Annotated in this window: 1 protein-coding gene; it reads right to left on the bottom strand. The window is 61.3% G+C overall.

Going from position 1 to position 274, the window contains the following annotated elements:
* A partial coding sequence (locus SB847_RS20980) for a CocE/NonD family hydrolase C-terminal non-catalytic domain-containing protein (protein ID WP_410578536.1) occupies positions 1-274 on the bottom strand: 274 nt, incomplete at both ends.

Here is a 274-nt window from a genome sequence, read left to right as displayed (position 1 = left end):
CGGTGCGATACCCGGAGATACCCCAGATCGAGCGGCACGTTCGGATCGCTGTTGCCGATGAAAGTGACGTCCCTGCCCTGCGGATCGATCAGTCTTAGCGCCGCAAAGATATCCATGTCCGCGGTCGAGGAACTGACCCAGAGCTTCACGCCAATCGGGCCGGTAAATTCCGTCTCCTCAGCAAAAGGTGTCGTCGTAAACGTCACGCCATCGCCCAGCCCGGGCCCGGACTTCTGGCCAGGTGCGGCATGCTGCACATCGGGGCTCATCGATC

This window comes from Bacillus sp. SIMBA_026, assembly GCF_046535335.1.
Taxonomy (GTDB): domain Bacteria; phylum Bacillota; class Bacilli; order Bacillales; family Bacillaceae; genus Bacillus; species Bacillus velezensis.
Note: the sequence above shows the minus strand (reverse complement) of the source record. Positions and strands in the feature narration are given on the sequence as shown.